Below are 22,655 nucleotides of genomic sequence, written 5' to 3' on the forward strand. Positions count from 1 at the left end.
CCTGTAATCATAAAAACACCAAAATATATTATACTTGTAATTTTATTACCACCTCTAAAGATAGTCAAGGTAAATTGCTTATAGACATAATAATCTTGCTTATCTTATACATTTTAAATCATAAAATCGCAGATAACTATTATAATTCGACATATATACCATGCTAATAATACTCTTAGCTTTTTTCCACTATAAAAGAGGAGGTAACCCTCCTCATAAATTATAACTTCTATTATCATCACCAATATCAGTACAGAAATGCTTCTCAAACAATTCTTACTACGATTCTTTTGCTTTCATAATTACTGAACTTAGTTTTATCCTCTCTAAAGAAGTTATCTTGCATTTATCCGTCCTTGGAAACCACATCGTACTTGTCTGATTTTTTCATCATCAGTAACAAAGAAACTATGCTTAAGACACCTAAGAATAATGCTGGAAAACCACCTAGATATGAAAGCATTTTTATTCCATCAATACCAAGGGTTGCAATGAAAATTAAAGATACTGCACCGATGATAATTCCCCAAACTACCTTAATTAATAATGGTGCTTCTTGGCTTCCATCTTTAATGCCAGAAGTACATATACTTGCCATAGCATTGGTTGTTGAATCTGTAGCTGTGATAAAAGAAATCATTACCGCGATCAAATAAATACCTATAATTAAACCTGAAAGAGGTAATTCACTGAGAACAGCATACGCTGCAGCTGCAGATCCTTGCTCATTCATCTTAGCAATTACATCCACTTTTCCTGTCAATTGAAAATTAATAGTTGTACCTGAGAGTATTGTCATCCAAACAGTACTAAAAATACTAGGTACAATGAAATTCATCATAATAACTTCCTTAATTTTGTAACCATAAGCTATCCTTGCTAGAAATACAGCTGAAACAGGAGCCCATGCCATCCAGTTAGACCAGTAAAACATTGTCCAACCTGAAGCCCATGAATCTCCAGAAGATGCACCTGTAAACAAAGCTTTAGAAAAAAAGTTATCAATAAATCCTCCAAAAGCTTCAGTACCCAAACTCGAAAAATAAGTGAAAGGACCCAGAAATAGCAATGCTGCAATTATGACATAATAAAGATATACATTAACATCGGATAATACCCTAATTCCTTTCATTAAACCTGTACCAGAAGAAATGATAAAAGCTATTGTACCCATAATGGTGATCATTATCCAAAGGGTTTTATCATTATCCATACCAAAAAGGGCGTTTAATCCGCCCCCCATATTCATAACAGCAGTACCGAATGAAGAAGATATCCCCGCAGCTACTGTAAAGAGAACAATAGCATCTATGATTCCGTTTATTTTTCTTTGATTATTATGCGATATTAGAGGTGATATTTGAGATCCAACACTAAATGAACGCTTCATATTATAATAAGCAAAAGCAAATACGATAGTTGGTACTGCATAGATTCCATAAGGTATGAAAGTCCAATGAAGAAACATGGTCTCCATAGCAAATTTGGCTGCTTCTGGCGACATAGGAGCTATTCCTAATGATTCTGGTGGATAAGCTAAATGCCACATTGGTTCAGCTGTACCCCAAAAAAGTATGCCTGCTGCTATGGTTGTACACAATGTTATGGCAAACCATGATGATTTTTTTAGCATTGGTTTCGCGTTTTTTCCACCAAGTCTCACTTCCCCTAGTGGTGAAAAATACGCCAAGACAATGACGATGACACACATTACTCCAACAATACTAAACACCCACCCCATGTCAATGACCATGAAATCTTTAGCTAATGTTGTTATGCTTAAAAAAGCATCATAGTTCACAAAGTTCAATACAATTGTCATAATCAGCAAAATAAATGCTGGAAAAAAAACAAATGGTCTAATTTTTGCTAATAATGATTTTTCAGTATTACTATTTGTATTATTCAAGATAAAGCCCCCTATATAATCTTATTTTTTCTTGTGTATACTCTCAACCTCTCTATATACGATTCTCAAAAGTAATTTTTTTATATCATTAGTCATGTTATCAAAATAAGTCGATTTTAAGTATAATTAACTTGATATTAGTCATCAATGTTGTATAATAATTATATAACTTATGCTACTAAATTGATTAAAGAGGTGGTTACTATGAAAAACTTACTTTCCCTATTAGAAGATAATCCAATCATAGGTGGTGTTAAAGACAACAAAGGTTTAGATGAAGTCCTAAGATCCGATTGCAACGTTGTATTTGTTCTATATGGTAACATATTAACCATCAGCGATATCATAGATAAAGTTAAAAATTCAGGCAAACTTGCATTTGTTCATGTTGATTTACTGGAAGGTACATCTCACAAAGATGTAGTTATTGAATATATTAAGGAAAAGACAAAAGCAGATGGTATTATTAGTACGAAAGCACATATGATACAAGTGGCTAGAGAATATGGTCTTTTCACAGTACATCGTTTCTTTCTTGTGGACTCAATGTCTTTTTACAGTCTAGAAAAACAAATATCACATTCCAAGCCTGACTGCATTGAAATTATGCCAGGCTGTATGCCAAAAGTATTAGGTTGGGTTGTTGACTTGGTTGATGTTCCTATCATAGCAGGTGGCTTAGTATGTGCAAAAGATGATGTTGTTAACGCCCTTAAAGCTGGAGCTACTGCAATTTCTACAACAAATATGGGGGTTTGGAAGGTGTAGTTTCTTTCAAAGCTTCAAGAATGTACTGCTTTAATTTACCTATACCGTTTTCAGTAAAAATCGTCGCACCTTTTAAATAATTTTCAATAGATACCCTTTTGATGATTTCTTTTGCTTCCATATATTCATGATAATTCTGTGGTAGGAAATTTATATGTAAATGTGCATCTAGCATATGCCCAAATACTACATATCGAATATCTGTTTGTAGATTCACATAATGACATATATCTTTAATATTACTTATATCAGTTGATAATTTTGTTATTCTATTATCTGATTTTTTTGCTTGCTCGATGGACATATTGCAACATTCAGCTGCTGCATGTCTATAATTCGCCATTTTATCCAAGTCATCTTCCGTGGATACTGCTAAAGCTTGATCAATATCTGAGTGGTTATTAGCTGCTAAATCCATCAAAATCTCTGCTGATCTTTCAATATCTTCTTCATTATCCGAAAAAATTTCTGTATAAATCATATGGACATCTTTTTCAAATTCAGGAACTCCTTTTAGCTTATCCATGCCATACCGAAATTCTTGAATAAGAGCAATCGCACTAGCGCTCATATACTCAAAACTCATTATATTCTCGATTTTACTTTCTTCCACATCTTTGGCAAAACCAACAGCATCCTCTGTTCTATCAAAAAGAAAAACAATACCCCATATATGCTCCGCTTTTTTTAGTAATTTTAATCGAAGTTGGGTAACTACGCCTGCTTTTCCTTCCTTTTTATAGTAATTATATATTTTCTCATCTTCCGTGGAAATGATGTGCTTACGACCATCAAAGTCGATTACTTCTATCCCAGCAAAGTACTTGATGCTGTCACCTAAGCTATAATTTCTAGGACCTCTAGCCCCCGTTGAGAAAATCCCTCCAATACTTGCTGTTTTCTCTGTACAATCTACAGGAAAAAAGTATCCCTTTTTCTCACGATTAACAAATTCATTTATGGCAAATAGCGGTACACCAGGCATTACTGAAAGTATATCATCATCAATAGTGAATATCTTATCCATTTTACTCAAATTTATTAGTAGACCACCATGAGGTACACTTCCACCAACAATTCCAGTTCTACCACCTTGTACAGTTATAATGCTGTTTTCTTTATTATTGCTTTTTAGTAAGTCAATAACCTCTTCTTCGCATGTAGGGAACTCGATATAGTCACAGAATCCTTGCAATTTAGACTCATCACTTAAATAATCAACATACTTATCTTGATATTTATTCATATAACCCCTCCAAATAATTCACAATATCTTTATAATCACTTTGAATACAGTAATCTGAATATTTCATGATGGGTGCATCTTTATCTTCATTAATAGAAATAATCACTTTACTCTTTTCAATTCCCGGATAAAACGCTAAAGCTCCTGATACACCTAGTGTTATACATATCTTAGGACTATAAATCTTACCAGAAACGCCTACTAAATGTTCTAAAGATACATAACCACCCATGCATATTGGTCTTGATGCACCTAAATCTGCATCCATATGGGCTGTAAGGGTTTTAATTTTATTCAGATCATTGGTTACATCAACACCTCTTCCAATAACAATGAGCATATCTTTATCCTTTTCTTTTAGTATGGGATTAACTGATAGAACCTTTACAGTACTATCCATACTCACTTGATGTACTTTATTAATGGTTGATGGTTTTAATGATTCTTCTGACTTAGGTACTGTCTTTGACAGGGTAATACAAAAATCTATTGTTTCAAATTCTGCAACCAAATTAGCTGCATAGACATGCTTGGTAAAAATTACACTTTCATTATTACTCTTCATTGCTCTTACATCAATCAAACCAGGAATATTGAGTTTGTAAGATAATCTCCCTGCTAACTCTCTTGATAAAATACTGGAATCAAAAATTATTTTTCTTGATGGCTCTAAATGTTTTGCTATATAATTTGCAATAACTTCTGAATCATATGCTTCAAATTCTATGACATCAATCCTGTCTACTATAGAAGCGTATTGACTAGCTTTATCAGTAATCACAATTACTTTTACAGATGCTATACAATCTTTGATAAAACTCTTCAACTGTTTGAAATAGGTTTCATGTTCTCCTGCAAAATCAGAAATAATGACCGTTATATTCATTGACCACTGCCCCCAATAAGCTGAATCAGCTCTTCTTTCTTAATGACTTCATGATTTCTAGAATTATCAATAGGACTTAACTTAACAGGTTTCATTACATTTATAGAGGATACTTTACAGCTGTCCATATCTATCTCATAGACTTCCTTTTTACTTCCTTGCATTTTATCTTTCAAAGTAGGTATTCTCAAAGTAGTACCCGGCGCATTCTCTACTATAAGAACAATGGGTAAAGATACTTTTATTTTAACCATTCCTATGTCCCCTTGCTGGGTAATCATCAATTCCTGATCATTTATCTTTCTGACATCGATTACATTACTGACACATTTCATGTCTAATATCTCGGCTGCATAAAATGGTGTTAGAAAATTATTGCCATTTGGTGCATTGGATCCAAAGGTAATAATGTCTGCTTCGATATCAATAGCATAATCTGCGATGATGCGACTAATAATGTCTGGTCTAAATCGGAGGTCTTCCCCTTTACTGTTGCAAACTGCAACTTCATCATATTTTAGTCCATATAATTGTTTTATAAAACTTCTAACTTTTTTATCCGTGATGGTGATACCATAAACATTGGTCTCACCATCACTATCGTCTCTTAGGCGTAGAGCAAGTTCAATAGCACTTGCATCACTTTCATTAAGCATTGTTTTAATAAAAGATGTATCGACAAATAGACGACCAGCAATTTGCCAGTCATCTTTTGTCATTTTATCTAAGTCTTCAATTACTTTAAAACAGTTTAGAATCTTCATTCTTAACACCCAAATATTTCATATGATTTTTTTAGAAGCTCATCTGTAGATGAAGTAATATGTTTGTAGACTTCTTCATTCATTTTCCTATAGATACGTACATTGTCATCAATTGGAGCAAAGGTATCTCTACGTTTTACCATATGTTCTATAGCTTCTTGTCTGTTATTGTAAATTCCAAGAGCTAAGGCTGTACAAATCGCAGCACCCATACTGGCAGAACCATTTATGATATTTCTGTGAGCAGGAACACCAAAAACATCAGCAAAAATTTGCATAAACAGCTCACCATTAGACCCTCCTCCACTGACAATGATATTCGTTAGTTCTATACCTAACTCATCACACATTGCTTGAGCGTTATTCTTCATGGTTAAAGCAATACCTTCAAGAACTGATCTGAAGATATGAGGACCTTTATGAGTCCCATTAAAGCCGATAATGGTCCCCCGCTTATACTGTTTATCAGGAGGAGCTAACCAATCTAGAACAGTATAGAGCCCATCGCATCCAATAGGGACATCACTTGCTAATATATTCAAATATGCTTCGGGAGATATTTTTCTTTTTTCAGCTTCCATGATGACATCACTACCCATTAAGTCTTTAATCCATGTCACAGTCGTCATTCCTCGTCTGATGCCACTACTTTCATATAAGTACTCATCCTTAGTAGCACCAGGATTCGTCCAATAATTCACGGTGTTTTGATTATTTTTTTCACCGACCATCATGGATGTAATGTATGTACCTAGTGAAACAAGTACAGTACCATCATTCACTAATCCCGCTCCTAAGCCTTCAACAGCCTTATCATTTGATGTTGATACAACAGGAACACCTACTGGAATACCAGTGGCTTCACTAGCAAACTCCGTTATATAACCCATTACCGTTGATGGGTCAACTAGTTCAAAAAGCATTTCTCTAGGCGTTGTATAAGTATCAAATTTTGCTTTGTCATCATACCATTCCAACGTCACTGGATCAATGGGCCAGGGTCCAACATAATTACTCCTTGTATCTTTCGTCTCACCGGTTAATCGATATGTTAGGTAACCTGTAGTCGTTGTAACATATCTTACATCATCATCATCATGTTCATAGGGTTTTGATAATCGTATATCCATCCAACTTTGAACTGGAGATGCTAAGTTACCATCCTCTTTGACCAATGCTCTGCAACATCTAATTGATCCTAAGCCAACACCAATGATATCTTTTTTGTCACCTGGTAATTGCTTAAACATTTCTCTACACGCTTTTTTTAGACTCTCCCAAAGATCATCATCTGGATGCAAAGCTTTACCATTTTCATAGAGTTCAATTTCACGCAGTTTTACTGAGTGGGAACAAACTTCATTACCCAACACATCAAAAATTGCTACTTTCGTACTTTGTGTTCCTCCATCTATTGCTACAATATATTGATTGTTCATTTCTTCACTCCTATGCAACGTCATTTGGTGCTATTTCTTCTTTGTCATTATTATTCATAGTAATAGTATTATCCGATGCTTTCTTCAAGAAAATTAATGATACAAAGGCGATTCCTAACAGTATAAGTATGTATATAAACACCATCTTATAGCCGCCTATTCCTGGGTTATTATCAAGAATTCTACCCACAATCTTAAAATTAAACATATCTGAAGCAAAAGCAATTGTTGATATCAGACCCATTGCAGCTCCAAGTAATCGTTTAGGCGTTCCGACTTCACCAACTGGAGCAAAATATAGACCTCTTAATACAAATGTCATTAATCCAATAAGTGCAATAACAATACTTATAGCAAATACAAATGCTGTTGATACTGGAAGCACTAATGTAATACCGATAAGAACCGCTAAGAAAATGACACTAATTTTCATGGACGGTATGGATGATCCTGTTTTATTCGTTAGAGCAGTTCCAACAATACCTGAGATTGGTCTAAATAAGTGATTTTTAAAAGTTGCTACTAAGGCTGCTGTTGCCGCTGAAACCCCAAAAACTTCTGTCATGAATGGCGTAAAGTAACTTGATGTTGTATAAACGGTATAAATTGAAAATATGCAAATTGCAAGTAACCATGTAATAGGCATTTTTGCAACTTCAACCATATCTTTTATAACATTCATACCATTTTCTCTATCCTCTGAAGGAATTTTGTTATGGGGTACAAAGATAACGGCTGCTATACCAACTAGAATACAAACAACTGAATATAAATATAGTACAAAAATAAATTGTTCGGGATTACCACCAAGTCTAGCTATCATAGCCGTTGCCACAAGTGCCATAACTGAAGTAATAATACCTCTTCCGCCTTCAGTTAAAGCAAAAAGTTTACCTTGCTCGCTCTTGTCACCAAGCATACTTGTCGCTTTTAGCAAAGTAGACCAAAATGTAAATACAGATGTAACCCCCCAAAAGGCAAATAGTATTTTTGCTGAACCAAAATCTGGCCATGTTGATAGATAAAAACCCCCAAGTCCCGTTCCTATCAAAGAAAATCCTAATAAATATTTATGAGAGATTCTATCTGCCAACCATCCCCCAGGCAAATAGAAAATGAATGCTAATGTACCATAAAAACTCATAAGTTCCCCAAATTGCTCATGTGTTAATCCAAGTCCCTCTCTAAGCGGGTCGTAAAAGGTATACCGCATATAAGGTAACTCAAATATGATACCTGCAGCAGTTGCAAGAATCGCAACAATTATCCATTTTCTTGTGCTTTTTTTCATAATTCCATCTCCTTATGAATCTAATTTATTTTTTTCCAAGAATAGTTCCTGGATTCATAATGTTATTAGGATCAAAAGATTCGATTAAATTCTCAAGCATGTAATATGAAGATTGATACTCATCTTTTATCCAATAACTTCTATGCTTACCAACACCATGATGATGACACATACTTCCACCTCGTTTAAGTGTCTCCTCAACCAATATTTCTTTAATAGCTAAATGGTATTTCTTCAATTCTTCATCAACAGGACATTCCACATTATAAAAGTAGACAAAATACATATTGGTTCCATTTAAATAACTATGAGAAGAATGTCCACCCATTAGTGTTACATCAGGAAATTTCTCTTTGATTCTTTTCTTACCAGCTTCAAATATATCACATATAACATCCCAATTTCCTGAGACTTCAGTTGTGTGACAAATATTGTTGGTTTCAAGGGTTTCTTTTCTCTCTTCAATCAATGATTGAGGATCCCAATTAAGATGATTGAACCAATTTTCAATAAGCTTTGGATTAACTTCTTCTAATTCACTATATTTGACTAATATTTCTCTAATCCCATCAGCAGTTGCTTTCGCTAAATGTTTATTGCCCTCTGCAACAAAAATAAGAACACATCGTCCATCAGCAAAATGTGAAAAATGATATTCACCATCTTCTTCATCATAAAGTCTTGCAACAGAAGGCTTGTATCCTTCAACCATTACTTCTCTGAGAATACTGAATCCTAGTCGCATATCATCTAATAAGAATCCCATGAATTGGTTATTTTCTGGATGATATTTAAAAATCTTAACCGTCACTTCAGTGATGAAACATACAGCTCCTTCGTTACCTATAATAATATGACGAATATCTGGACCAGCAGCACGCCTTGGTACATTTTTAATCTTGCAGATATCACCACTAGGGAAAACTGCTTCAAGCCCAACAACCATATCCTCAATACCACCATACAGTGTTGAAAATTGGCCGATGCTTCTAGTTGCAACAAGACCTCCAAACTGTGCTAATGGTTTTGACTGTGGTGAATGTCCTGTTGTATAACCTTTTTCTCTTAATTTATTTTCAAGAACTTCCAATGGTACACCACAAGCTACTGTTGCTAACATGTTTTCTTCATTAATTTCTATAATTTCATTCATCTCACTACCATCCAGAACGATGGTGTTTTCTACAACCACTTCAAGACCACCTTCAGTTGCAGATTCTCCCGTTCTTGGTATGACAGGTATTAGATTTTCATTGGCGTATTTCAAGATTTCTGATACCTCTTCAGCTGAATGTACTTTACATACACAACTTGGCATAAAATCGCTTTGTCTGCCGTGGTACTTCTCATATCTTCTAAATCGATCCAAACTACTTTCTACTAAAACTTCCTGTTCTGTGATAACATTCCCTTTGCCCACTACAGCAGTAAGGAAATCTATGATTTGCTCTTTCGATGTCTTCATAATAGCCTCCTAAATAATTGAATATCTTAATCTATGATTATTATCTAACTAAATAACCACCATCAACATTGATCATGGCACCATTTACATAATCAGATGCTCTACTTGCTAAGAAAACACAAGTCCCCATTAAATCCTGCGTCTCCCCCCATCTGTTCGCTGGTATATGGTCGAGTACACGCTTGTTTGTTTCTGGATTTGATCTTGTTGCAGTTGTTAACTCTGTTGCGTAATACCCAGGAGCAATACCATTGACTTGTATGTTAAATTGAGCCAACTCATCACAGTATGCTCTCGTAAAACCCAATAAGCCTGTTTTTGAAGTTGCATAAGCTGGTGACCACTGACCTCCAAGATAAGAGAACATTGAACCAATATTTATGATTTTTCCTGAACGTTGTGGAATCATGTACTTAGCTGCTTCATGAGCTAATTCAAATGCAGCTGTTAAATTTACGGCCAACATTTTATCCCACTCTTTTCGAGTGAACATTGTTACATCTTCAATATTGATGCATAATCCAGCTGAATTCACAAGTATGTCAATAGAACCGAAAGTTTCGACACAGGCATCAATAATTCTCTTTGGTGCTCCTTCTTCTGTTATGTCAACTTCCATAAAACCCATTTTTTGTCCAGTTTCTTCGATTAATTTTTGAGTAGTTCCGTCATCTGACATAAGACTGGGTATAAATACATTAGCTCCTGCTTTTGCAAGTGCTAGAGCAAAGGTTTGACCTAAACCAGTATTTCCTCCAGTAACAATGGCATTTTTACCTTTTAATGAAAAGAAATCAAGTGAAAAATCTTGAATATTAGTACTCATAAAACTACCTCCCAATTTAAATTTGAATATTTGAATAATTAGTAATTTTTTGTATCAAAAAAGAGAGCATAAAAAAAACCAAATTTCACAAATAAAACACAACAAAAAGTGTCTTTTTGTTAAATTTGATTACTTTTCTCTGCTCTCTAGTAATCTAGGTATAAGTCTATCATAGCATATTGCTGTTGTCAAGCACTAATCGACTGTTTTTTTTATAGGATTTGAATAACCTCATACATATCCGCTAAAATAGGATAGTGTGCTACACTAAACATTCTACAATCTTTATCAGTATTAACAGCAATAATTGTATCAGCACTTCTAACTCCTGAAAGAAATTGTATGGAGCCGGATACACCAAATGTTATTAATACTTTTGGACTGATATAACTACCTGAAAGACCAATTTGCTTATCCCCTGGCATGATCCCTCTTTCAACAAGCGCTCTAGTACTACATAAAACTCCACCAATACTCTCGGTAAATGCTTCAAAGGGTTCAATATCCTTTTTATTCTTTATGGCATTACCAACAACCACCACAAAATCATACTCTGAAATTTTTCGACTGCTTTTTTTGACAGTCGTATTCATTATCTCATAAGAACTTCTGGGTAAAATAGAACCACTCATTAATATTGGTTTATATTCTATTTGCGGTCTATAGGGCTGAAAAGTATTAGGTCTAATAGTAGCCATTTGAGGTCTCGCAAATTCAGTAATAATCTCTGCGATTATGTTACCACCAAAGGCAGGTCTTATCTGAATAATCCTTCCCTTCTCATCCATTTGAAGGTCCGTACAATCAGCTGTCAAACCTGTTTCCAATATCCCACTAGCCAATGCAGCTGTGGATTTACCGATAGGGGTCCCACCAATTAGTACAGCACTTGGACTTAATAACCTAACAGCATCAACAAAGCAATCTGCATAGATCTTGGAGTCAAAAGAATCTAAACCTTCGAAATAGACAATCTTATCAAAGGGTAGAAAATTCAACTCTTTCTCTAATTTTTTAATACTTTTTGTAATACATACACCATAAATCTTATCCATCTTAAGTTCTAAGGATTTTTGAACTATTTCATAGACCACTTGACTAACTTTTTCATTATCGTTTTCAATTAAAATCAATACACTATTATTCATCATTGTTAATCCCCAATCCGTTGTATATTATATTTTTTACTTCTACAAGGGGAACACTTAAAACATTGTTTTTAGCCATCAGCTTCTTTGAATAGACTTTACTTACCTTTGTTGGTGAACCTTTAATACCTATAGATTTATGATCATAATGGGAACTCAAACTGAAGTGATTGATTTCCTTCTTCTTAGCTTGTATCTTCAATTTCAATGATGCTAGCCTTGATATATATATATCCTTTTCCACAGCAATCAAACAAGGCAACTGACATTTTATTGTCTGTATCTTTGTTCCTAAATCTTGTCTAACAATAATATAGGCTTCGTTAATCTCTACAATTTCACAGACATTTCCAATATACGGTACATCTAACCTCACTGAAATGGATGCGCCAACTTGACCCGTATCACCATCGGTTGTTTGTTTTCCGCAGATAATCAAATCATAATCATCAGCGATTTCAATGGATTTAGCGATAGTGTATGCTGTAGCAAGTACATCCGAGCCAGAAAATGCTTTATCACTAATAAGATAACCATCATCAGCGCCAAGAGCATAACACTCTTTGATAGTCTTTTCTGCTCGCTTAGGTCCCATGGAGAAAACATCAACATGGGAATCTGGTAATCTATCCTTAATTTGAAGTCCAGTTTCTACTGCTACAAGATCATAAGGGTTAGTCGTAACCCCTAGAGTCTTTCTGTCCAAGTTTCCAGTTTGAAAATCCATTCCCTTGTCTTGATTATTAGGCACCTGCTTAACACATATAGCCATTTTCAAACCCAATTGCAAACACTCCTCTCTCAATTATACTTTCAAGCTGATTATATTCTTGAAAAGTTTTTATGTCAATCACTAATTCTTGTATCTCTGGAATTATTCTCATCCATTACATGGCCTTTAAGTTCTTTATAAGCATTCACTTTTGCTTCATATGTTCATCATTTAGACAACAAGAAAAGTGACTACCATCACGTTCCAAGTATGTGCAGGAAAGTGCGATTTCTTATAACTTTAGTAATAGAGTACTCATATGACTTTTTTACAACCTACACTATCACATTTATCACCTATGACAGATTTTAATTAGTCTAAATATATGATAAATTAAGGCACAAGAAATGATAAGTGATATAGGAGCCAAATAAAGAAAACACATATTAGCAAAGAAATACTATACATAATGATTAAAGGAGAGATAGTATGTTATCTAAATATTTCATGTTAACTTGGCTAATTCTAAGTATACTTTTATCAGTAGGATGCAATAATGTAAGTGCAAATCAAGATTATGAGGAAAATTACCCTGAAACTTTGAAAGATAGTTCAGAATATTATTTCCCCCATGAAGGTGCAGAGCATGAAGGAACCTGGCTTCAATGGCCTCATGATTATACTTATAGCGGTGTGATTCAGGTCTATGAACCCATTTGGATTGAAATGACAAGAGGTTTAGTAAAGGGTGAAAATGTGCATCTCATTGTTTATGATGAAAACGAGAAGGAACGGGTTAAAGAAGTATTAGAAAATGAAAAGATTGATATGAATAAGATAGATTTCTATATCTTTCCCTCAGATGATGTCTGGATTAGAGATAATGGACCTATATTTGTATATGATCAAGAAGGCAATCTACTCATCCAAAATTGGCAGTTTAATGGGTGGGGAAACAAGGCACCTTATGAAAAAGATAATCTTATACCAACAAAAATAAGTGAAGCTATAGGCATTCCAAAGATAGATATTGACATGGTAATGGAGGGAGGGGCCCTTGAATTAGATGGTAATGGCACCTGTATATCCACATTAAGCTGTGTAAATAATGATAATAGAACACCTGATTTTACTATCGAAGAAATCGAAGAATACCTTACAAAATATTATGGAGTAACTAATTTTATTTGGCTCGATGGTGTAGCAGGTATGGATATTACTGATAACCATATCGATGGTATGATAAAAATGTTTAGTGATAAAATCATTATCGCAGATTCTGAATTCGATCTAGATCCTTCTGAATTGTCCGATGATGATGATGCAAAAAAATTATTAACCGCTAAAAACATCTACGGAGAGCCTTATGAATTCGTGTTTCTTCCATCAACTAAAGACACTGTTGTTGAGGTAGATGGTGAAAAGATGAAAGGTTCATATTTGAACTTCTATGTCGGTAACAAAGTAGTATTAGTGCCCAATTATGATGATGAAAATGATACCATTGCAAATCAAATTCTTCAGGAATTATATTCTGATCGAGAAGTCATAGGAATTGACGTAAGAGACTTATTTGCTGATGGTGGTATGATTCACTGCGTTACGCAACAACAACCCCTACCAAAGTTACAAGAAAAGTAACTTACTCAACACAGTACATACTACACTAAGATATTATTTAAAATTGATTGATTCACCCCTATATGATACAATATCTCTTGTGCAGAGGATTATTTATAGGGGTGAATTTTTTGGAGAATCTACTCTTTACATACAATATCATTTTAACAATTTTTTTTACTATTGCTCTAACAGGCTATTATATTGTCTATATGAAAAGTAAAAGAAGAGGATTTTTATTTTTGTCATTACTTTTTTTCCTTATGATCATTGATAATTCCATTATATATATCTCAGAGTTTTCATCGAGTTTTGGTTCGTTGTATGAAACTAGCGACATTCTCTATATCGTTATTGACTTAATATATTTCGGGATAATAGTAACTATAAGGTTAATCATCTCACACTTATTTCAAGATCCATTTACGACTAGGGAAAAACAACTCTGTATAGTGGTACCGATTATCTTATTAATATTGAGTATAGTGGCTCCTTTTCAAGTAAGTGAACTTCTGATTTATTTATCTTTTTATGCAACACTTTCTTATTTGGCATTGAGACTCTACAGACATATGAACTGTAACACTGAAGAATTTAGCGAAAGACGATCAAAGGCATATAGCGTTTTTTTGTTTGTAAGTATTCTATTAAGCTTCCTAGGCATTGTTGAATCAGGCTTTTATTTTATGTCTTATTTAAGTGATCCATACCTAAGCTCTTCTCCATTGTCATTAGAGTATAGGAGTGTAGCCTTTGATATCATAAAACTATTGATTTTCGTTATTGGAATCAAAAATCTATATAACTGCTTCGAGAATCTCTTTGATCAGAAAGATGTCAGTGATAAGAGTACAGATGAGAAACTGAATGAATTTTGTATAAAATATTCTTTGACCAGTAGGCAAAGAGAAATAATTGAATTAATCATTGAAGGATATTCGAACAAAGAAATTAGCACCAGTCTACATATTACAGAAGGAACTGTAAAAACACACATATATAATATTTTTAAGAAAACTGATATATCGAGTCGAAATCAAATAATGAAAAAAATAATGCAGGATTAATAAAACTCATCAGTATAATTAAACCTTTTTCTTAGTAATTTCAAGCCCAGATTAGTTCTAAAAAAATTAGAATTTAATCTAGGCTTTTTTTATACAATTGAACTTCATCCTACAACTATTATCTCAGATTAGCTATTATCAGTGGTTTAAGCCCCTATCACTTTAGTTATAGCATATCCTTTATAACTTTTTTAAACTATCTTTATCAAAAAATCATACTTTCAACAGATTTTAATGATCGTGAATTTTTGCTATATTTGACTTAGCTAGATAACATATAATTCATTGGATTAAAAAATCAAAATACTAATTCTAAAGGAGATGAGAGGATGACAAAGACTAGTTATTTTATAGATGTTATTACAAATGACTACGGTCAATATATAAAAAAACAGTCAAAAGAACGCATTCAAACATTTGATTTTATTAGAGGATTAGCAGTCTTCTTTATGGTTATTGTTCATGTATTAATGACTTATGGAACGGATGATGTCAATAGTTCTTTTTTTGGTGGTGTTATAGACTTTTTTGGTGGACCGCCAGCAGCTCCTGTTTTTATGTTTTCAATGGGTGTATTTTTTATACTTTCCACTCGCTCAAGTAATCTCAAAGCTAGCGTCAAAAGAGGTATTACGCTACTTCTACTAGGCTATTTACTGAGTTTTTTAAGAACTGACTTACTTTTGTTGATAGAAAACTATCTAACTCAAAAACATTTGACTAGCGTTCAACTCTTTACTCTTTGGGAAGTAGATATCCTTATATTTGCAGGCTGGGCATATATCCTGATGAGTATCATTAGATTTTACTTTAAAAAACCAATTTGGTGGTTATTTATAGCCATAATGGTGTTGATTGCTAGTCCATTCTTATGGGGTATATCGTCAGATATTAAGATTGTAGATTGGATTTTTAATTTTCTTTGGGGTAATAGAGAAGAGGTCTACTTTCCTATATTTGGATGGCTGTTTTATCCATTAATTGGTATGACTTTGGGAGTATTAATGAAAGCTTCTTCTGATATAGAGACTCTATTTAAATCCCTCTTAAAAGTAGGTTTATCTCTTCTATTTGTTGGTAGTATCATAACTGCTACCAATTTTGATTTTCACATTGGCGATTATTATAGAAGCGGACCAGGTTCAATGATTTGGATTATGGGATTTGTTTTCATTTGGTTATGGTTATGCCACAAAACGATTAACAAAATTAGAGACATTAGACTCTTTAATATCATATATTATTGGGGCAAAAATACTCCTTTAGTATATTTCATTCACTGGTTATTAATTTCATGGGGAACCATCCTATTGGGATATGAAGCATATGGCTATTTAGGTACTGCTCTGTTAATGGGATTGTTTTTAATAGCGACACACTTATCAACCAAGGTCATTAAAGCAATTACATAACTTTCAGTATTCGTAGATGAATTCACTCTATGCCTACTCACATAGTCTATTAACCCAACCTATTTCAGTCAAAGTCTTATGAAATAGGTTGGTCACTTACCTGCAGTATTTTAATTTTATACTACATTTTTTAGTCTAGTCAATTGATATGTATTTTCTTTAATTAAGTTAAATAAAATATCAATGGCTTGATCAATTTGCTCTGGTCTATGCATACTTGTTAAGCAAAAGCGAAGCCTTGCTTCCCCCATTGGCACAGCAGGATATATGGCAGGAGGGACAAACACTCCTTTTTGAAGCATTTGATTGGATAATTCACATGCTAACCCCTCATCACCAATTATAATTGGAACAATGGCCGACTCCTTAGCTAAACCAGTATCAAAACCTTTATGATGAGCAACCTTTAGAAAGTACTTAATTGACTCATGTAGTTGTTTAACCAACGTATTATCCTTTCGTATATGTTTGATGGCTTCTAGGGAAGATGCAGCAAGTATAGGGCTAATTCCTGCTGCAAATACAAAGCCTGGAATACAATACTTTAAGTAATCAATCAGACTATAACTTCCTGCTATGTATCCCCCACAAGTTCCTACTCCTTTAGACAATGTACCCATTTTAATATCTATATCATTTGGCATTAAGCCAAAATATTCATCTACACCATTTCCCCTTTCACCAATAACACAGGAAGAGTGTGCTTCATCTACCATTAAGAAACATTGGTGTTTCTTTTTTATATAAACAAAATCTTTCACTGGTGCTATATCTCCATCCATTGAATAGACACCTTCAATGACAATCAATACCTTTTCGTAGTACTTTCTATTTTTTTCTAACAGTAAATCAAGTGTTTTAAAATCATTGTGCGGGAAAGATCTTGCTGTAGCATCTGATAATTTGCATCCTTGAATGATAGAGTTATGAGAAAGTGAATCATACATAATCAAGTCATTGTCATTACATAAATTCCCAATAACTGTTGTATTTGTTGCATTACCAGACACTAAAACAATTGCATCATCTGCATGCTTCCAATTTGCAATTTCCCGCTCCAATTCTATGTATAAACTCTTCTCACCTGCAAGAATTCTACTACCACTTGAGGATGTCCCATACTTCTCAGCTGCATCTTTAGCAGCCTTAACTGTTATCGGATGTCCAGACAAGCCAAGATAATTATATGAACCAAAATTAAGTACTTCTTTACCATTTATAATAGAAGTATCTCTTACAACAGAATCATGAGGTATGAAATAAGGAAGTTCTACATCACCTAGAGCTTTCTTTTTCGCAGTTAATTCCATATATTCTCTAGAATTCTCAAATAAGGATACAGGGATTATATCTTTTCCTTTATGATGCTCACTATGTAATTCCCTACCATATTTCTTGTAATAGATTTGCTTAGCGATATCTTCTACAGAATATTTATTTGTATACTCAATATTATCTAACATTAAATCTAATTCACTCTCAAGTGCCATAACAATTTCTAAACTAGTGAGACTATCGCACAAAAGGTCATTACTAAAACTTGAACTGGCTGCAATCTCATCCATACCAATACCTAATTTATCCGAGCATATCTTTCTAACTTTCTGTAAGATCTCATCGTAATATAGATTGAATTCCTCTTTACAATCTTTTATTAAGTTTTGTCTGTTCGCTTTATTTACCATAACCACTTAGCTCCTCCCTAAATTATTACGTATAATACTCCCTAATCTTACTGTTTGTAGCATTACATAAACAAGATTTATTTTCATTATTTACCATTTTACACTTATATTGTATGTTTTGCAACTTCTTTTTTTGCTATTAATTATGAACCACTAACATCCTTCTTGCCCATCCTTCACATATAACCTAAAGTAATAACCTTATATTTTGTCACATAGACTATTTATGTTTTCAATGGGTGTATTTTATATACTCTCTTCAAAGTAAAAGAGTCTAAAAGCTGGTTTGGGAGTATTAATGAAAGCTTCTTCTGATATGGACACTCTATTTAACTCCCTCTCAAAAGCAGGTTTATCTCTTCTATTCGTTGGTAGTATCATAACTGTTACCAGATTGGATTATGGGATTTGTTTTCATTTGGTTATGGTTAAGCCACATGACGATTAAAAAAGTAAGAGAGAATAGACTCTTTAATTTCATATATTACTAAGGCAAAGAAACGCCAATTTATTTTTCATACACTGACTTTAATTTCATGGGGAACCATCCTATTGGGATCTGAAGTTTATGGATCCTCCCATTATCATGGTATCCAATGCTTCGTGGCACACATCTATTTGGTTACTCAATGGCTTGAACCATGCTCTAAAAGAACTATAACATAATAGTTATAGTTCTTTATTAGTGCGTCTTACTTAGCTATGGATGCTGTTCATTACTTATAATTAAGGTGATGTTTATCGTAGTTACAGGTTAAAGAAAGATTGGGTTGGTCCATGCGGTTTTTCCATAGATATCTTTACATTCTATACGGACATATAGCTCACTACCATCTAATTGATGTGTTGCCTTTGTCAAAGTATTTCCTGCTGCTATCTCCATTTGGGATCTTTTTTTATACGTAATAAAGTTTATGCTTTGAACAGGTGAACACTCAATATATACTTTACCTTCTATAACGCCATAATCGTATATTTCAGGTCCACATGAAGAATAAAATCTTCCTTCTAAAAGAGCATCTGCGATTGCATCTTGTGTAAGTTCAGGAGCTTTAACACACACCCAACCCCCAAATGAATCACTTCTTGGGTCTGATTCATCAAACTTATTGTGGTTATCATCTGTAGCAATACCCCATATCTTTCTTCCCTCTCTCAGTAACATATCCCAAAAAACTGTTCCTCTACCATCATCATCTCCTACTCTTTCACAATTGTAATTATAAATTTCCATGGCAAAAAAACCATCTAACTCCGAAATATCATCAAAATCTAATTGAGACCATATAGGATGATTTAGTATTACAAGATTCCCCTTATCTCTCATTTCATCAAAGAAAGCACTTTTAGCCTCATTGGAGTCTTCTATATCTAATTTTCTAATTCGAGTATTATGTTGCAAAGGGTCCTTTTTTGAATTTTTCTGAAAGGAATCTGACCCCTGTATGGCTTGATAATGATGTTTTTTCCCTTTATTAAGCATGCTAACACCAACTTCAACTGCAGGCATAACTATAAAATCTTCTGTATCAAATTCCTTAGTACAACTAAATAATCCATGATCACTCAGTCCAAGAAAAGAATATCCTCTCTTCTTATACATTTCAACTATCTTAACCGGATCATGCCTACCATCTGATCTTGTTGAATGTGAATGTAAATTTCCCTTATACCAAGTACCTTCTACTTCAAATGGACATAAATTTGATAGCATACGATCATTCCTCTCCCAGTGCGCAATGCACGAACTTTATTAGATATTTATCCATTGTTTGAAGAAAAAGAACGATCCTTCGACCGTACTTTTCTTCTGGTTTATTAAAATATATTATTTTCCCAACCAAGCAACTTTGCTATAGCTTCAATATAAAAGTAGTCTCCATAAATAAGCGAAACATTTACATTTTTATTTTTGACTCTATTTCCTACACCCTCACGAAGTAAGCCTTCATACTCTGGTTGGTCCCATGTTGCATAATGATTAGTAAGTGAATGAATGATCCTTTTTGCAGCTTTTTTATACATCCTTCCTTCTTGCTCTGGAAGATGATTGGCAATTTCAATTAAGCCTGATGCAGCACATGCTGCAGCAGATGTATCTCTAGGTTCTCCGTCAAAATTAGGAACTCTAAAATCCCAATATGGTACATAATCATCAGGTAATGCAGCTAAAAAGAAATGTGCAACTTTTTGAGCTGCTCTTAGGTAACGTACTTCTCCTGTATATTTATATGTATTTGCCATACCATAAATTGCCCAAGCTTGACCACGGCTCCAAGCAGAATGAGGATCATAGCCTTGTCCACCCAATGATTCAATAAATTCTCCACTCTCTGCATCAAAACTAGCAATGTGGCATACTGAACCATCTTCTCTAATAAAGTTCTTTAATACCGTATCAGCATGAGCTTTTGCAATATGCTTAAAACGAGGGTCACCTATCTCCTCGGCTGCCCAAAATAGTAACGATATATTCATAGAAGAATCGATAATGGCCCAACCATTTTGATCATTCCATGCGCGCAAATAATTCCCCGCAATATTAAATCGTCCAGATAAGAAATTTGCAGCTTGGAGACCTCTACGTCTTGCATCTTGATCTCCTGTTATTTTATGTTTGATAACAGCTGTTGGTAGAAATTGAAAACCAACATCATGATGTAATCTGGACTCTTCAATAAAGCATTGCTCTATACGTACATCCCATTCCCAAGCAGCATTATGGTATTCTTTTTTCTTCGTCATATCATACATAATCCATAATATTCCTGGCCAAAAACCGGAAGTCCACCAGTCAACAGGGATATTATCATAAACACCCTCAGCTGAAACATGGGCAGATTTATTTTCTTTCACCATACGATCTATTTTTACTTGTAAAGCACCCCATAATTCCTGTAGATAACTATCAAATTTTTCAAAGTTATTAAATTCATTCATCATCATTTTCTCCTCTTAATAAAATTTATTTTATTCAAAATTAACCCAATCACCATGGCTTGCTCCCCATTGCTTACATTTATCATGTAAAGCAATAACTAACTTCTCATAATCCTTTTCTTCTGCTATATTAAACATTTCATGTGGATCCATCAATAAATCATATAATTCTTGCTCATTACTGCCATCATAAATGTATTTATAACGCGATGTAATAATAGCTCGCCGAACATAGCCTAGTGAAGGATTACCGGAATATTGACAAAAAACTTGTCTATCTTCCTCCTTATTTTCATAATCAATAAGATGTTTTACTGAAGCTCCATCCAAACACTCATCATGGTTAATTTCTAATAGATCAAGCAAAGTAGGCATGACATCCAAATGAGATACAACAGTATTAATCTGTTTATGTTGGACATTAGGTATCTTTATAATTAATGGTACTTTAATGGCCTCCTCATACATCTCCATCTTTTGGTACATACTATGCTGTCCTAAATGATCACCATGATCAGCTGTAAAAACGATAATAGTATTATTAAGTTCACCTATAGTCTCAAGTGTATCGATCAAGTGCCCTATCTGCTCATCCACAAAGTGAACTAACCCTAAATGAGCTGCCCAAGCTTTACGCCATTCATCCATGCTTACACTTTCTGCTAGTTGAGCTGCTATACCATCCCTTCTGCTAATAGGTTCTTTTGATGAGATTTTACCTACATTATCAGGCAATGTGATTCGCTTAGGATCAAACTTGTATGCATGAGGTTCTGGAACGATAAGTGGTGGATGGGGGGCCCAAAAATAAGTGAAAAGTGCAAAAGGTTTCTTATGATTTTGCTTTAGAAAATCTATACTTTCTTCGCAGAAATAACAATCACGAAAATCCTTAACATCGTGTGGCCATACTGATGTCCTGGAATTAGAATACTTCTTTCTATAGCGCTCTCCTGTATCCTTTTGTTCCCACACTTCTTTCTTATGATCAAGGCTTTGGCTTGAATTAATGCCTTTTGATTTCAGACCTGACATATGATCTTTTTGAGTAACCCATTTCTTAAAGGATACTCTATCCTTTAGTGATGGTTGGGTACGTATATGATCGACTCCCACATGAGCCATTTCATATCCTGCTTCATACAAATATTCATGTATTGGCTTATGATTACCAGCTTTTACGCCCTCCCAATCATTATAGACAATACTATTATTAGTGGGGTACCTGCTTGTAGCCAATGCCGTCCTAGCTGGCACACAAAGAGGACAGGCATTATATGCTCGATTAAACACAACCCCTTTAGCTGCAAGCTTATTTAAGTTAGGTGTAACTTCCATTCCATCCTGAATCATACCTATACTATCAGCTCTCTGATGATCCGTCATAATAAACACAACATTAGGTTTTTTCAATAATACTTCACTCCTCACAAAACTCGTTATTACCAATTAAGCTACATACAAAAAACTATATAAT

At 34.1% G+C, this 22,655-nt stretch carries 18 protein-coding genes; 4 read left to right on the forward strand and 14 right to left on the reverse strand.

Going from position 1 to position 22,655, the window contains the following annotated elements; all coding sequences use genetic code 11:
- Window positions 1-346: 346 nt before the first annotated feature.
- Window positions 347-1,909, reverse strand: coding sequence for a BCCT family transporter (locus tag C1Y58_RS07655; RefSeq protein WP_207655725.1), 1,563 nt, complete (start codon window positions 1,907-1,909; stop codon window positions 347-349).
- 204 nt (window positions 1,910-2,113) lie between these two features.
- Here C1Y58_RS07655 and C1Y58_RS07660 point away from each other — a divergent pair, with 204 nt between their 5' ends.
- Window positions 2,114-2,677, forward strand: a complete 564-nt coding sequence (locus tag C1Y58_RS07660) for a glycerol-3-phosphate responsive antiterminator (RefSeq protein WP_105615423.1) — start codon at window positions 2,114-2,116, stop codon at window positions 2,675-2,677.
- On the opposite strand, the gene C1Y58_RS07665 is transcribed toward C1Y58_RS07660, so the two are convergent.
- The 9 genes from C1Y58_RS07665 to C1Y58_RS07705 form a co-directional block, all read right to left on the reverse strand.
- Window positions 2,646-3,923 (reverse strand): FAD-binding oxidoreductase, encoded by a 1,278-nt coding sequence (locus tag C1Y58_RS07665; RefSeq protein WP_105615424.1) that lies wholly within the window; start codon window positions 3,921-3,923, stop codon window positions 2,646-2,648. The genes C1Y58_RS07660 and C1Y58_RS07665 overlap by 32 nt on opposite strands.
- On the reverse strand, window positions 3,916-4,809 hold the full coding sequence (locus C1Y58_RS07670) for an electron transfer flavoprotein subunit alpha/FixB family protein (RefSeq protein WP_105615425.1): 894 nt from the start codon (window positions 4,807-4,809) through the stop codon (window positions 3,916-3,918). The genes C1Y58_RS07665 and C1Y58_RS07670 overlap by 8 nt, the downstream gene beginning before the upstream one ends.
- Complete coding sequence (locus C1Y58_RS07675) at window positions 4,806-5,573, reverse strand: adenine nucleotide alpha hydrolase family protein (RefSeq protein WP_105615426.1); 768 nt, start codon at window positions 5,571-5,573, stop codon at window positions 4,806-4,808. The genes C1Y58_RS07670 and C1Y58_RS07675 overlap by 4 nt, the downstream gene beginning before the upstream one ends.
- A 2-nt stretch (window positions 5,574-5,575) precedes the next feature.
- On the reverse strand, window positions 5,576-7,012 hold the full coding sequence (locus C1Y58_RS07680; RefSeq protein ID WP_105615427.1) for an FGGY-family carbohydrate kinase: 1,437 nt from the start codon (window positions 7,010-7,012) through the stop codon (window positions 5,576-5,578).
- A gap of 10 nt (window positions 7,013-7,022) precedes the next feature.
- The gene (locus tag C1Y58_RS07685) at window positions 7,023-8,303 is read right to left on the reverse strand and encodes an MFS transporter (protein WP_105615428.1); all 1,281 of its coding nucleotides are present in this window, start codon (window positions 8,301-8,303) and stop codon (window positions 7,023-7,025) included.
- 25 nt (window positions 8,304-8,328) lie between these two features.
- The gene (locus tag C1Y58_RS07690; RefSeq protein WP_105615429.1) at window positions 8,329-9,768 is read right to left on the reverse strand and encodes an FAD-binding oxidoreductase; all 1,440 of its coding nucleotides are present in this window, start codon (window positions 9,766-9,768) and stop codon (window positions 8,329-8,331) included.
- A 40-nt stretch (window positions 9,769-9,808) separates the two neighbouring features.
- A complete protein-coding gene (locus tag C1Y58_RS07695) occupies window positions 9,809-10,594 on the reverse strand; it encodes an SDR family oxidoreductase (protein ID WP_105615430.1) in 786 nt (261 codons plus the stop codon).
- A 212-nt stretch (window positions 10,595-10,806) separates the two neighbouring features.
- Entirely contained in the window at window positions 10,807-11,745 is a 939-nt protein-coding gene (locus C1Y58_RS07700; protein ID WP_105615431.1) for an electron transfer flavoprotein subunit alpha/FixB family protein, read from the reverse strand.
- A complete protein-coding gene (locus C1Y58_RS07705; RefSeq protein WP_105615432.1) occupies window positions 11,735-12,526 on the reverse strand; it encodes an electron transfer flavoprotein subunit beta/FixA family protein in 792 nt (263 codons plus the stop codon). The genes C1Y58_RS07700 and C1Y58_RS07705 overlap by 11 nt, the downstream gene beginning before the upstream one ends.
- A gap of 417 nt (window positions 12,527-12,943) precedes the next feature.
- On the opposite strand from C1Y58_RS07705, the gene C1Y58_RS07710 reads away from it, so the two are divergent.
- The 3 genes from C1Y58_RS07710 to C1Y58_RS07720 all read left to right on the forward strand — a co-directional run bounded on the left by C1Y58_RS07710 (window position 12,944) and on the right by C1Y58_RS07720 (window position 16,553).
- The gene (locus C1Y58_RS07710; protein ID WP_207655726.1) at window positions 12,944-14,095 is read left to right on the forward strand and encodes an agmatine deiminase family protein; all 1,152 of its coding nucleotides are present in this window, start codon (window positions 12,944-12,946) and stop codon (window positions 14,093-14,095) included.
- Window positions 14,096-14,205: 110 nt separating this feature from the next.
- Window positions 14,206-15,141 (forward strand): response regulator transcription factor, encoded by a 936-nt coding sequence (locus C1Y58_RS07715; protein WP_170311549.1) that lies wholly within the window; start codon window positions 14,206-14,208, stop codon window positions 15,139-15,141.
- 329 nt (window positions 15,142-15,470) lie between these two features.
- The gene (locus tag C1Y58_RS07720) at window positions 15,471-16,553 is read left to right on the forward strand and encodes an acyltransferase family protein (protein WP_105615434.1); all 1,083 of its coding nucleotides are present in this window, start codon (window positions 15,471-15,473) and stop codon (window positions 16,551-16,553) included.
- 116 nt (window positions 16,554-16,669) lie between these two features.
- On the opposite strand, the gene C1Y58_RS07725 is transcribed toward C1Y58_RS07720, so the two are convergent.
- The 4 genes from C1Y58_RS07725 to C1Y58_RS07740 form a co-directional block, all read right to left on the reverse strand.
- The gene (locus tag C1Y58_RS07725) at window positions 16,670-18,238 is read right to left on the reverse strand and encodes an aminotransferase class I/II-fold pyridoxal phosphate-dependent enzyme (protein WP_157950009.1); all 1,569 of its coding nucleotides are present in this window, start codon (window positions 18,236-18,238) and stop codon (window positions 16,670-16,672) included.
- 754 nt (window positions 18,239-18,992) lie between these two features.
- Complete coding sequence (locus C1Y58_RS07730; protein ID WP_105615436.1) at window positions 18,993-19,952, reverse strand: CehA/McbA family metallohydrolase; 960 nt, start codon at window positions 19,950-19,952, stop codon at window positions 18,993-18,995.
- A gap of 104 nt (window positions 19,953-20,056) precedes the next feature.
- The gene (locus C1Y58_RS07735; protein WP_242985357.1) at window positions 20,057-21,178 is read right to left on the reverse strand and encodes a glycoside hydrolase family 88 protein; all 1,122 of its coding nucleotides are present in this window, start codon (window positions 21,176-21,178) and stop codon (window positions 20,057-20,059) included.
- Between the two features lie 30 nt (window positions 21,179-21,208).
- A complete protein-coding gene (locus C1Y58_RS07740) occupies window positions 21,209-22,591 on the reverse strand; it encodes a sulfatase family protein (RefSeq protein ID WP_105615438.1) in 1,383 nt (460 codons plus the stop codon).
- Window positions 22,592-22,655 lie beyond the last annotated feature (64 nt).

Origin of the sequence: Vallitalea okinawensis, assembly GCF_002964605.1 — a bacterium.
Classification (GTDB): Bacteria; Bacillota; Clostridia; order Lachnospirales; family PQDH01; genus Vallitalea_A; species Vallitalea_A okinawensis.